9 protein-coding genes are annotated in these 12,670 nt (G+C 65.5%); 5 read left to right on the top strand and 4 right to left on the bottom strand.

The features are described from left to right. The first annotated feature begins 61 nt into the window (after positions 1–61). From AMB_RS02280 to AMB_RS23115, 4 genes are all read left to right on the top strand, one after another. Complete coding sequence (locus tag AMB_RS02280) at positions 62–2,245, top strand: hybrid sensor histidine kinase/response regulator (protein ID WP_050750607.1); 2,184 nt, start codon at positions 62–64, stop codon at positions 2,243–2,245. Positions 2,246–2,317: 72 nt separating this feature from the next. Then, positions 2,318–2,884 carry a slr1658 superfamily regulator gene (locus tag AMB_RS02275; protein WP_043743223.1) on the top strand — a complete coding sequence of 189 codons (567 nt, stop codon included), beginning with the start codon at positions 2,318–2,320 and terminating at the stop codon, positions 2,882–2,884. Between the two features lie 15 nt (positions 2,885–2,899). Continuing rightward, positions 2,900–3,244, top strand: a complete 345-nt coding sequence (locus tag AMB_RS02270) for a slr1659 superfamily regulator (protein ID WP_011382883.1) — start codon at positions 2,900–2,902, stop codon at positions 3,242–3,244. Positions 3,245–3,249: 5 nt separating this feature from the next. Next, positions 3,250–4,914, top strand: a complete 1,665-nt coding sequence (locus AMB_RS23115) for a PP2C family protein-serine/threonine phosphatase (protein ID WP_011382882.1) — start codon at positions 3,250–3,252, stop codon at positions 4,912–4,914. A 9-nt stretch (positions 4,915–4,923) separates the two neighbouring features. On the opposite strand, the gene AMB_RS02260 is transcribed toward AMB_RS23115, so the two are convergent. Further along, positions 4,924–5,694 carry a substrate-binding periplasmic protein gene (locus AMB_RS02260; protein WP_231849059.1) on the bottom strand — a complete coding sequence of 257 codons (771 nt, stop codon included), beginning with the start codon at positions 5,692–5,694 and terminating at the stop codon, positions 4,924–4,926. 137 nt (positions 5,695–5,831) lie between these two features. Then, positions 5,832–6,401, bottom strand: coding sequence for a hypothetical protein (locus AMB_RS02255; RefSeq protein WP_231848950.1), 570 nt, complete (start codon positions 6,399–6,401; stop codon positions 5,832–5,834). A gap of 177 nt (positions 6,402–6,578) precedes the next feature. Here AMB_RS02255 and AMB_RS26235 point away from each other — a divergent pair, with 177 nt between their 5' ends. Further along, a complete protein-coding gene (locus AMB_RS26235) occupies positions 6,579–10,910 on the top strand; it encodes a beta strand repeat-containing protein (protein WP_050750606.1) in 4,332 nt (1,443 codons plus the stop codon). Positions 10,911–11,058: 148 nt separating this feature from the next. Here the strand turns inward: AMB_RS26235 and AMB_RS02245 are convergent, their stop codons facing one another. Both AMB_RS02245 and AMB_RS02240 read right to left on the bottom strand, forming a co-directional pair. After that, positions 11,059–11,700: an MlaC/ttg2D family ABC transporter substrate-binding protein gene (locus AMB_RS02245; protein WP_043743219.1), complete on the bottom strand. Its 642-nt coding sequence runs from the start codon at positions 11,698–11,700 to the stop codon at positions 11,059–11,061. A 23-nt stretch (positions 11,701–11,723) separates the two neighbouring features. Continuing rightward, complete coding sequence (locus tag AMB_RS02240) at positions 11,724–12,536, bottom strand: MlaA family lipoprotein (RefSeq protein WP_011382877.1); 813 nt, start codon at positions 12,534–12,536, stop codon at positions 11,724–11,726. Between the last annotated feature and the right edge of the window lie 134 nt (positions 12,537–12,670).

Below are 12,670 nucleotides of genomic sequence, written 5' to 3'. Positions count from 1 at the left end.
AATCCGCGGAACGGGAGAGCGCGTGACAAGCCGGGCCGGAACAGACGAGCGGGACCTTGCCGTGAGAGATGAACTCGCGCGTCTTCGCGCGGCTCTCGACAAGGGCGAACAGGAGCGCTCGGACCTGGAGATCGAGCTTCAGGCCGCCATCGAGCATGGCGACGCCATCGAGGCGGAACTGGCGCTGGCCAACGACCAGATGCGTGCCGAGATCGCCGAGCGCATCCGGGCCGAGGCCAAGCTGCAGCGCCTGCTTGCCGCCCTGGGCGAGCAGAAGGCCGACCTCGAGATGCTGGTCCACACCATCACCCAGCACAGCGACGAGATCGACATCGAGCAGGAGCTGGCCAACGAGCAGCTTCGCCTTGAGAACGAGCGCATCAACCTCGCCAAGGAGCAGGCGGAAAGCCTGGCGCAGGCCAAGACGGAATTCGTCGCCGTGGTCTCCCACGAGGTCCGCACCCCCATGAACGGGCTGCTGGGCATGACCCAGTTGCTGCTAGACACCCCCCTGACCCAGGAACAGCGCGACATCGCCGGTACCGTGATGTCCTCGGGCCGCCTGCTGCTCAACATCCTCGACGAGTTGCTGGACCTGTCCAAGATCGAGGCCGGCAAGCTGCAGATCGAGCACTTGGAGGTCAAGGTCGTCGATCTGGTGGAGGAAAGCTTCGGCCTGATGAGCATGCGTGCCACCGAGCGCGGCCTGGCGGTAGCCCATGCCATCGCCCCGGATGTTCCGGCCATGGTCACCGGTGATCCGTCCCGCCTGCGCCAGGTGCTGCTGAACCTGATCGGCAACGCCATCAAATTCACCGAAAAAGGCAGCGTCACCCTGACGGTGACACGGGTGCCCGTTCACAGGACCGGCGGCGAGGGACTGCGCTTTGCCGTCGCCGATACCGGAATCGGCATTCCCGAGGAGGCGCGGGACCAGCTGTTCCGCCGCTACGTTCAGGCCGCCGCCTGGGTATCGCGCAAATTCGGCGGAACCGGCCTCGGCCTGTCCATCTGCCGGCAGCTGGTGGAACTGATGGGCGGCGAGATCGGCGTCGACAGCGTCGCGGGACAGGGCAGCGTGTTCTGGTTCCAAATTCCGCTGATCCCCGTGGCGGCAAGCCCCGGACGTTCTCGCCCGGCCCATGCTCCGGCGCGGCTGCTGCTGCTGGAGCCAGAAGCACCGGTCCGCACCGCGCTGACAACCATTCTGGCCGGCTGGGGCATCCAGGTCATGGAGGCCACCAAGGCCAGTGCCGCGACACTGGGGCGGCCGGGCGACGTTCTGCTGCTCGGCGGACGCATGGCGCTTTCCGAGGCGCAGGTGTTGGCCCGGAATTCCGGGCTTGCCGCCATCATCCTGTCGCCCCTGGGAACCACGCCCACCACGGGGGAAACCGATGCGGTGGCAATCCTGCCCGAGCCGGTGCGCGAAGCGGCCCTGATCCGGGCTCTCGACCAGTTTGGCGCCCCTGGACGGGCGATCGGGCCGGGCCCGGCCGATCTCCCCCACAGGGGGCAGGAGGCCGCCCAGGCAGGACAGAGTCTCACCGTGCTGGTGGTCGAGGACAATCCGGTCAACCGGCGCGTGGCCGGCGGCTTCCTCTCCCGCCAGGGCCACACGGTGCTGATGGCGGAAAACGGCGCCCAGGCCTTGGAGGTCATCGCGTCGCACCCCGTCGACATCATCCTCATGGATCGTCACATGCCGGTGATGGACGGCCTGCAGGCGGTCCGCGCCCTGCGGGCCATGCCGCCCCCCGCCGGCCATCTGCCGGTGGTGGCCCTGACGGCGGCGGCGACCCGCGAAGAGGCACGGGAGTGCCTGGATGCCGGCATGAACGACTTTATTTCCAAGCCGTTCACCCCCGAACAACTGACCGAAGCCATCGACCGCCAGATGCGGGGCCGCCTGACCGCCGATTTCGACCGCGCCGCCCTCGTCACCTTATCCGAAAGGATCGGCGACGATGGCCTGGTCGAGATCATCGGCGACTATCGGACCGTCTCGCAATCCCTGGCCGAAGCCATTGTCCGGGCAGCAACCATGCGCGACGGACAAGCCCTGGGAGAAGCCGCCCACAGCCTTAGCGGATGCTCGGGACAACTGGGCCTGAACGGCATCTCCGGTCTTTGCCGCGCCGTGGAGGGCGCCTTGCGCGAAGGGCGTCTGGACGATGCCCTGGCCATGGCGGCTCAGATCCCAGCAGCCCATGCCCGGGGACTGGCCTTTCTGCGCGACGGCTGACTTGTGGCCGCCGGGGAAGGATGGCACACTCCGGCCCGCGAACGGCACTTGCAACCTCCGAGGGGAGAGGGAATGGCAGAGGTCATCGGCGATTTTTCCGAGTTGATGGGCACGGTTACCAACGGGTTGACGCTGACCTTCTCGGCCAGTTCCATTCCGCTGAAGCAGCGTTGGCGCAACAACGGACTATCCGCCGATTTTCTGGCCGATTACGTCACCACGTTCTTTCCCAAGGACGAGGCCGACCCTGCCAGCCTGGCGCGGCAGCAGGACATTCGCAGCGCGGTGGCCTACATCGCCAACGAATTGCTGGAAAACGCCATGAAGTACAGCGAGGAGAGCCTCGCCGTGCCCACCACCATCCAACTGCTCCTGGTTCCCGACGCCATCCTGTTTTCCGAGGTCAACCGGACCAGCGGCGAGCGTGGCGAGGCCTTTCTCGGCTTTGTCCGCGCCCTGGCCGCCTCGGACCCGTCGGAAATGTATCTCCGCCAGCTCGAGCGGGCGGGTGAAGACGGCGGCTCCGGGCTGGGACTGCTGACCATGCTCAATGATTACGGCGCCAAGCTGGCGTGGCGGTTCGACACCCTGCCCGACGGCAGTTCCCAGATCACCACCCAGGTCCGGCTGGACATCTAGAGACAGGGACGAGACATGCAAACCCTCATCCAAGGGGATCAACACTCCGTCGAATGGGACGCCGCGACAAAGACCGTGGCGTTGAAGGGGATCCTTCGCCTCAACGGATTGCAGGAATACGCCCCCATCGCCACCTTGCTGTCCGAGGCGGTTCCCGAGGGAGCCATGGTTCTGGACCTGAGGGAACTGGAATTCCTCAACAGCTCGGGCATCGCCATGCTGTCGAAATTCGTCATCGAAATCCGCAATCGCAAGACGGTGGACCTGTGCGTGGTCGGGTCCAAGGCGGTAGCGTGGCAAGGCAAGTCCCTGGTCAATCTGTGCAAGCTGATGCCGTCGCTGAGGATGGAGATCATTTGAGCCGGATGACCTCACGCCTGCGCGGACTGACCGCCAAGCAGGCGGTGGTAACGGTTGCCGTCGTCCTGGTGCTGAGCGCCGCCGGCGGCATGGTCGAACTGTTCTTCGACTGGCACGCCAAGCGCAGCCAGGTCCAGGCCCAGGTCTCCCAGATCATCGGCGCCATCGACGGCTCGGCGGTGGAGGCGGCCTATCAGCTGAGCCCACAACTGGCGGAGCGGGTGGTCGAAGGGCTACTGGATTACGAGATCATCCAGGCGGCCAGGCTGCAGGATAATTTCGGCGACCTGCTGGCCGAGCGCCGGCGCGAGGGACAGGCCGCCGCCACCTCGCGGCTCGCCGAGCTGCTGTTCGGCGACATCCTGGTCTATCGCCGCGATCTGGTGCGATTGGGCGCGGTGGGCAAGACCGATGTGGGGCGGCTGGAAGTCCGGCTTTCCCCCCAGGCCGTCGCCAGCGACTTCTACGCCCGCGGACGTGTGAATGTGGCCTTGGGGCTGGCCCGCGCCCTGGGCATCGTCGCCCTGGTGGTGGGCATCTTCTACGCCATGATCACCCGCCCGCTGCTGCGTCTGGCCCAGGCGGTGACGCGGGTCGATCCCGGCCAGCCCGGACGGCATCTGGTTCCCGCCCTGGCCGGCCACGGCCATGATGAGCTGGGCGAACTGGTCGACAGCCTGAACGCCCTTCTGACCTCGTCGCAGCGCGGCCTGAACGAGCGCGACGCCGCCCAGGCCGAACTGATGGCGCTAACCCATGACCTGGAACGCCGGGTGGCCGAGCGAACCCGCGAGGTCGAGGCCGCCAACGAGGAAATCCGCTCGCTGAACCTCATCCTCAAGGCAGAGAACGTGCGGATGGGCACCGAACTGGACGTCTCGCGCCGCATCCAGCAGATGGTGCTGCCCACCGCCGGCGAACTGGCCGCCATCGGCGGGCTCGACGTGGCCACCTATATGGAGCCGGCCAACGAGGTCGGCGGCGATTACTACGACATCCTGCACGGCGAAAACGGCCGGGTGCGCTTCGGCATCGGCGACGTCACCGGCCACGGGCTGGAAAGCGGCGTCGTCATGCTGATGACCCAAAGCGCGGTGCGCACCATGATCACCGGCGACGAAGACGGCGCCGAACGGGTGCTGGACGTGCTCAACCGCACCATCTTCAACAACATCCAGCGCATGGGCAGCGACAAGAACCTGACCCTGGCCCTGCTGGATTACCGCCCCGGCCCGCCGGACGGCGAGACCGACCCCGGCATCAGCAGCCATATGCGGATCAGCGGCCAGCATGAATCGGTCATCGTCGCCCGCCAGGGCGGCGCGATCGAACTGATCGACACCATGGATCTGGGCATGCCCCTGGGTCTGGTCGACGAGATCGGATGCTTCGTCAACGAAGTGACCGTGGCCCTGCGGCCCGGCGACACGGTAATCCTTTACACCGACGGCATCACAGAGGCGGCCGACGACCGGCACCGCCTTTACGGCCTGGACCGGCTGTGCGACGTCATCTCCGCCAACTGGCAGCGGCCCGCCGAAGCCATCAAGGACAGCATCATCGCCGACGTGAAGGCCCATATCGGCGCCCAGCCGCTTTACGACGACCTGACCCTGATCGTCTTCAAGCAAATAGCGGAACGGCCGGCCCTTGCCGAACCGGTGAACTGAGCCCCGGACTCAGCGCGCATATTTGGCGTGGAGAGCCGCCGAGCGCGCCTCGCGCACCTCGGCGATCTTGGCCCACAGCCGGTCGGCCACGTCGCGCCGCTGGCCGTAGAACTGATGGCTGGCCATCACAAAGTAATCCTTGGACACCAGAAGCGGCATCACCTTCTCGATGTTGGGGTAGTTGATCAGCATGGGGTCGGCCTGGGCCTCCTGGGCCGCCACCGCCGGAATGCGCTTCAAGGCAAGCTTCCGGAAATTGGCGGTGGTATCGGCGGCCTCCTCGGTCTTCACCCCCATACGGGTGAGGTCCTCGATGATGGAATAACCCGACGACGCCCCGACCGCCCCGCCGTCGAGGCCGGTGATGGATTTTCCGTCATAGGACACCGCGCTCCCCTTGAGACGGTAAAGCGCATAGGAGATAGTCGCCAGCCGCTTCGAGGAATCCGGCTTGCCGCTGGCCATGGGATACACCCCCATCTCCTGCCGGTCTTCCTTGAACGAGGAATTGAAGATCACGTCCACGTCGCCCCGCTGCAGGGATTTCAGGCAGCGGACCCAGGGCATGCGCACGAACTGGATCTCCAGGCCGGCGGCCTTGGCCGCCTCGCGCATCAGTTCGACGGAAACGCCCGGCGCATCGGCATCGATCACCTCGGACGTGCCGGTATAATAGGGGGGAAGCGACTTGTCCTCGTAGGCGGCGCGAACGATCTCGGCCGCCAGGGCGCCCGACGACCAGACACCAATGGACACAATCCAGGTCAACAGCTTCAGCATGGTCTTCAAGCCCCTTCCCCCGCACACCACGCATTGTGGGAGCATTCGGCCAAGATGCCAAGTGCCGCCGCCGTATGGGCATACCCGCCGCCAGCCTCCAACCCGATGGAGCCGGGGGCTGACGGACAAGGGGGAGTCTAGCGCGACGCCGGCGCCAGTACCCAATCGGAAAAGCCGCCCGACGCCGCCGGGGTGCGGCAGAAGGTGATGTCCCAGCCGTGGGTCGTCACCCGGGGATGGGCGGTGTCGAAGATGAAGGCCCCGTCCTTGATCACCGGCACGCCTTCGCTGGCGGTCAGGGTGACCTTGTTGTCCACGCATTCCCGGCTTTCCGTGGTTTCGTGGCGGGTAGTGCGGACATTGACCTTGTAGTTGGCGTTGCGGTCCTCGGCGGCCGCATCCGACGACTTGCCGGGAACGCTGTCTTCCAGGTTGCCCATGCGATGGCGGATAGCCTTGAGGGCCAGTTCCTTGAAGGTGCCGCTGACCATACGGTTGGCGGGAGCGGCCGGCGCGGCGAAGAACCCATCCACGGCCAACAGAGTGCTTTCCACCACCGGAACCGGCAGCTTCATTTCGCGGGCCACGTCCGACGCGTCGCTGGCCCAGGAGGGGCTGGACAGGCCGACCGCCAGCACCAGTCCAAGCGCCGGCGGCAAAGAGAATTTCAAACAAAGGGTCATGGGAGTGTCCTGCAGGTTGGTCATGGTCGCTTGCCCACCGGCGCGTCGCGGCGGCGGAAAAAAAACATCGGCGGCAAGCATGGCGACAATATGGCAAAGCTCCGCCGGGGGTTCAATTCACGTTCCACGTTAACCCGGCGTTATAACCGCATCTGCTATTCGGTGAAGGTTACGGCTTTCCCGAACTGGAAGTGCTGCGCCGTGGTGTCGTCCATTTCCTTTCTCACCGCCACCCAGATCTCCGCCCTGTCGGTCACGGCGGTGCAGTCGCTGTCGTCCACCTCGCTGACGGCGCTGAGCGCCACCCAGGTCCGGGCCTTCACCGTCACCAGCATCCAGGCGCTGTCGTCCACCCAGATCAGCCAATTGGGCACCGCCCAGACGGCAGCGCTGTCGACGACACAGATCCAGGCGCTGGCCACCGTCCAGATGAGCTTTTCCGCCACGCAGCTGGCGGTGTTGAGCGCGGCCCAGGTGGACGCCTTTCCGGCGGCCGAGATCGCCGTCCTGTCCCCGCTGCAGATCCGTGGGCTGACCGTGACCGAGGTAGGAGCGCTGAACACGACCCAGATGGGGGTTCTGGCCTCGACCCAGTTGGGAGCGCTGGGCGTCAGTCAGATCCGCGGCCTGTCCACCACCCAGTTAAACACGGTTACCACCACCCAGATTGCCGGGCTGGCCAGCACGCAATTCGGAGCGCTCTCGACCACTCAGGTCAGCGCACTTTCGACGACCAACCTGGCCGGGCTGACGACCAGTCAGTTGGTCGGACTGTCGTCCACTGGCGTGGCGGGACTCTCCACCACCCAATTGACGTCCCTGGGCACCACCCAGCTGTCCCAACTGACCGTCGCCCAGATCGGGGGGTTGTCCACCACCCAAGTATCGGCGCTGGACACCACCAAGCTGGGCGCCCTCACCGCCACCCAGATCGGGGGACTGACCGTCACCCAGGTGCGGGCCCTGAGCACCACGGTGGTGGCCGATCTGACCTCGACCCAGATGGCCTCGCTATCGGCCGCGCAGATCGTCGCACTGACCGTGACTCAGGTGGCAGCCATGGAGACCACCGACGTGGCGGCACTGACCACCACCCAGGTGGCGGCGCTGGAGCGGACCGACCTGGGAGCCATCACCACCACCCAGCTCTCCGGCATGTCGACGACGCAATTGGGCGCGCTGACCGCCACCAACGTGACGGGGCTGTCCACCACCCAGATCGCCTCCATGTCCACCACCCAGATCAGTGGCCTTGCCAGCACCCAGCTGGCATCCCTGACGCCAACCCAGATGGGCGGCCTGAACAGCGTGGGACTTGCCGCCCTCAGCACCACCCAGATCAACCAGCTATCCATGAGCGCGCTACAGGCCCTGTCCACCACCCAGGTGAACACCCTGTCCACCACCCAGATCGCCGGATTGAGCGTTTCCCAGGTGGCGCTGCTTTCCACCACTCAACTGAGTTCCGTCACCAGCACCCAGTTCGCGGCCCTGACCACCACTCAGACGGCACGCCTGACCCAGACCCAGGTGACGGGGCTCAGCACCACCGAGGTGGCGCAGCTCACCACCACCCAGTTGGGCGCCCTGAGCGCCGCCGCCATCGTCGGATTGACCACGGCCCAGTTGGCCGCCGCGTCCACTACACAGGTCGGCGGCCTGTCTGTCACCCAGATCAGCAGCCTGACGCTGACGCAGATCGGCGGCCTGTCCACCAGTCAGCTCGGGGAATTCTCGACCACCCAATTGTCGCGGCTCAGCATCACCCAGATGCGCGGATTGACCACCACGGATATGGGAGCGCTGTCCACAACCCAGTTGGCAGGTCTCAGCGCCACTCAGATGAGCAGCCTGACCGCCGGACAGTTGGGGGCGCTGTCCTCGTCCACCCTTCCCGTGCTGTCCACCACCCAATTGGGCGGCCTAGCCTCGGCCGTGCTGGTGGGGATGAATTCCACCCAGTTGACCGCCCTGTCATCCACCCAGATCGGGGGATTGACCGTCACCCAACTCAGGGGTTTCAGCGCCACCCAGTTGGGGCTGTTCACCACCACTCAGGTGGCAGGCCTATCCACCCTCCAGGTGGCGGGGCTGTCCACCACCCAGGTCAACGGCCTCAACACCACCACCCTCGATGCGCTTTCAACCACCCAATTACGGTCGCTCAGCGTCTTGCAGGTCGCCGCCCTGTCGTCGTCCGGCCTGGCGGGACTGACCACCACCGACCTGGGTTCCTTGACCACCACCCAGATGCTCGGGCTCGAGACCACCGATATCGCCGCACTGGCCTCCAGCCAGATTACCGCGTTGTCCACCACACAGTTCGCGGCCCTGGCGGCATCCCAGTTCAGCGGCCTGCCCACCGCCACCATCGCCGCATTGTCCACGACTCAGGTCAATGCCCTGACCGTCACCCAGATGGCGGCGCTGACCTCGACCCAGGCGGCCATCCTCGACACCACTGGTCTGGCCCAGCTTGCCACCACTCAGATCTCCCGGCTGAGCCCCACGGTGACGGCGGTTCTCACCACCACGCAACTGGGCGGGCTGACCTCGACCCAATTGGGCAGCTTGGCGGCTCTGTCCTTCGCGGCGTTGTCGACCACCGACCTGGGCACCCTGTCCACCACCCAGATCAGCGGCATCGGGGCCTTCCAGCTGGCGGCGCTGACCACCAACCAGGCCCCCGGCCTTTCAACCACCAGCCTCGGCCTGTTCACCACCACCCAGATAGGCGGATTGTCGCTCGCTGGCCTTGGAGCGCTCAGTTCCACTCAACTGAACACCATCACCACCACCCAGTTGACCGCACTGAGCGCCACCCAGACAGCACGCCTGACCACCACCCAGATCAGCACTCTGAATACGACCGGGCTGGCGGCATTCACCACGACCCAGATGGGCGCTCTGACCACCACCCAGATCGGCGCGCTCTCCACCACCGGGCTGGTAGAGCTGTCGACCACTCAAATTTCCAGCCTGAAGGCAACGGCTATCGCCACCCTTGCCACCACCAAGGTGGCGGCGCTGACCACCACCCAGGTTGCCGGATTGACCACCACGACCATTGCGGCCATGAGCGTGAGCGGTGTCGGCGCCCTGACCACCACCCAGGTGGTCCAGCTTTCCACCACCCAGTTGGCCGCGGTTCCGGCCACGGCCGTGCGGGGGCTGACCACCACGGAACTTGGAGCACTCACCACCACTCAGGTGGGCGGGCTGGCGACCTCCATGCTCGGCTCGCTGAGCGCGACCCAGATCAACGGCCTGACCACCACGGCCGTTGCCACCTTGTCCACGACCCAGTTGGGAGGCCTGGTGGCGGCCCAGCTTTCGGGACTGTCCACCACCTTGCTGAACGGGTTGTCCTCCACAGGGATCGCCTCGCTGTCGGCGACCCAGGTCAAGGGCCTGTCGACCACCAATCTCGGTGCATTGTCCACCACCCAATTCTCGGTGCTGTCGACCACCCAGATGGCATCCATGACCTCGACCCAGGTCCGGGCGCTGTCAACCACGACTCTCGCGGCGCTGACCACCACCCAGGTGACCGGACTCAGCCTGGGGGCCGTGACGGCGCTCTCCACCACCCAGCTGACCAGCATCGATTCCACCGGCATCGGCGCACTGACCACCACGGGAATCGCCCAATTGAGTTCGCTCTCGGTGGGAGCCCTGACTCCCACCCAATTATCGGGCCTGTCCACCACACAACTGTCCAAGATCACCACGACGTCCATCATGGGGTTGTCGACGACCGCCCTGACCAGCCTTTCCACCACCCAGTTCGCGGGGTTGACCGCAGCCCAGGCCGCGACCCTTTCCACCACCCAGATCGCCGGACTGACCTCGGCGGAAATCATCGCGCTGACCACCACCCAGATGGCGGCGCTGAACGCGACCAGCCTCACCGCGCTGACCACCACCCAGGTCGGGGTGCTGTCCACCACCCAGGTGGCCAATATTTCCGCCGCCCAGGCCCGCGGCCTGGATTCTACCGATCTGTCGATTCTGTCGACGACCCAGCTCGGCAGCCTGACGGCCACCGCCCTGGGATCCTTGTACCCCACGGCGGCCGCCGGGCTGACCGCGACCTCGCTGTCCAGCCTCACCACCACACAGGTCTCGGGGCTGACCGCCAGCAGCCTGGCGACCTTCAACACAACCCAGTTGCTGGGCCTGTCCACCACCCAGGTCGCGGGACTCACCACGGTGCAAGTCCGGGGATTGACGTCGACGGGAATCGGCGGCCTGTCCACCACCCAGGTCGGCGCGGTGAGCTCTACCCAGTTGGGGAGCCTGACCATCACCCAATTGGCGGCCCTTGGGTCCACCAACGTGGCGGGCCTGACCACCACTCAGATTGACGGCCTGACCGCCACTCAGGTGGGGTCCATCGCCACCGCCAGCGTGATGGCGCTGAGCACCACTCAGATTCTGTCTCTGAGCGCAACCCAGGCCGGCGCCTTCAACGCGACCCAGGTGGCCGCCATGAGCACGACCCAGATCGACAGTCTGGTATCTCTGTTCTAGGGCTGTCCGCTTCACGTCCGACGCTGGCTCCGCCAGCAGCCAAGCAGGCTGAAGGCTTGCGCCCCGGCAAGGGGCAACCATGAACAGACCATCGCCCGCCACATGTGACGTTCGATAGTCTGGAACTGGCTGGAATTGCCCGGAGGGCTCAGTTGGACTTGGTGGCGTCCTTGCCGGGGGCCTGCATCTCGGCGATCTTGGTTCGCAAGGCGCCCAGAAGCCCGTCGATCTTGCCGCCATTGGATTGAATCACCGCCGCGTACTCATTGCGGTAGGTAATGGCCATGGAGGCACCTTCGACCACCAGATCGACGACCCGAAGATCCAGCTCGCCCTTCTTCAGCTTCCACTGAAGATTGATGGGCGTCTGGTGGTCGCGCTCGACCTTGGAATCGACGACGATGATACGGTCGCCATCGGCGGCGACGTTGGTCACCACATGACGCAGGTCGCCGCCGTAATCCTTGAACCGGGTCGCCCAGGTCAAGACCACGATATCCTCGAAGGCCTTGAGGAACTCCTGCTGCTGCTCCGGAGTGGCGGTGCGCCAATGACGGCCCAGAACGAACTTGCCGATCTCCGACAGATCGACCTCGGTGGTGAACTGGGTCCGGAAGCGCTGGTTGCGCTCGGCATCGGACAATCCCTTGACCGTCATGGTCTCCATGGCCTTGGCCGCCAGTTGGGTGACAAAAGCCTTGGGATCGGCCTCGGCCGAAATGGCGCAATCGGACCCGAGGCCAAGGAAGGCCCCGGCCAGGACGACGATAAGGGAACGACGCGAAATCATTGCTTTTTCCGGCCTATGCTCTGTCACTGCGCCGATTGGGAGAGCTCTTCACCACTCTTTGTGCGCGAAAGCCCCGGAGCCGGGATCTTTTCCCCGCCGCCGCGGCCGTTCTTGATCTCGGACGCGCGATGCTGGCGATACAGCGAACGCAGCGAGGCGTAATAGTCCAGCGACGTCCGCTGAATCTCGTCCAGGGTGTCGAGCAGATCCTCGCGCTTGTCCAGGCCGGTCATGCCCATGCGGGCGTAGCTGATGTATTCCCTGCCGATATTGGCCATGGCCAGATCGAAGGGATCGGCGAACATCTCGGCCACCAAGCCCACCGTATCACGGGGATTGGACGGTCCGAAGATGGGCAGCATCAGGAACGGCCCCTCGCCCACGCCCCACACCGCCAGGGTCTGGCCGATGTCCTCCTCATGCGGGGGGATCCCCGCCGGGGTGGCGACGTCGATAAAGCCGGCCAGGCCGAAGGTGCTGTTCAGCATGGCGCGGAAGAAAGTCTGGACGGCGCGGTCGGCCTCGCCCTGAAGCAGGTCATTGGCGAAAACCAGCGGGCTGTTCAGGTTGGACAGGATATTGTGCACCCGCTCGCGCCCGAACTTCGGCATGACGGCACGATACCCCTCGGCCGCCGGCTTGATGGCGTATTTGTCGGCGGCCAGGTTGAATTCGAAGACAGCCCGGTTCATGGGCTCCAGCGGATCATTGACCTGCTCCCACTCGGCAACGGCCTCCTTGTCGTCCGCAGGCGGCGGCGTTGCGCAACCGGCGACCAGCGCCAGGGCAAGAACAGGAGCGACGAGGCGGGCGATGGTCCGGCGCGAGGCATTCATGGGCTGCGTACCTTCTGTACCTTACGAATAAGAAAACGGGCACGCCGAGGCGTCACCCGAGGTCAGGAGCCACTTGCCCCCCCAATATTCCGAGGTATCACAGTCCCGATCTAATGGCTAGAGGGGAAAGGAAA

This window comes from Paramagnetospirillum magneticum AMB-1 (genome assembly GCF_000009985.1).
GTDB classification, from domain to species: domain Bacteria; phylum Pseudomonadota; class Alphaproteobacteria; order Rhodospirillales; family Magnetospirillaceae; genus Phaeospirillum; species Phaeospirillum magneticum.
The sequence above is the reverse complement of the archived record's forward strand: the minus strand, read 5'-3'. Positions and strand labels throughout refer to the sequence as shown.

Excerpts from the sequence above, each read along its gene's own strand:
- AMB_RS02245 (WP_043743219.1), bottom strand. The coding sequence starts at position 11,700 with ATGATTTCGCGTCGTTCCCTTATCGTCGTCCTGGCCGGGGCCTTCCTT.
- AMB_RS02260 (WP_231849059.1), bottom strand. The coding sequence starts at position 5,694 with ATGCTGAAGCTGTTGACCTGGATTGTGTCCATTGGTGTCTGGTCGTCG.
- AMB_RS02275 (WP_043743223.1), top strand. The coding sequence starts at position 2,318 with ATGGCAGAGGTCATCGGCGATTTTTCCGAGTTGATGGGCACGGTTACC.
- AMB_RS02255 (WP_231848950.1), bottom strand. The coding sequence starts at position 6,401 with ATGACCAACCTGCAGGACACTCCCATGACCCTTTGTTTGAAATTCTCT.
- AMB_RS02240 (WP_011382877.1), bottom strand. The coding sequence starts at position 12,536 with ATGAATGCCTCGCGCCGGACCATCGCCCGCCTCGTCGCTCCTGTTCTT.
- AMB_RS02270 (WP_011382883.1), top strand. The coding sequence starts at position 2,900 with ATGCAAACCCTCATCCAAGGGGATCAACACTCCGTCGAATGGGACGCC.
- AMB_RS23115 (WP_011382882.1), top strand. The coding sequence starts at position 3,250 with ATGACCTCACGCCTGCGCGGACTGACCGCCAAGCAGGCGGTGGTAACG.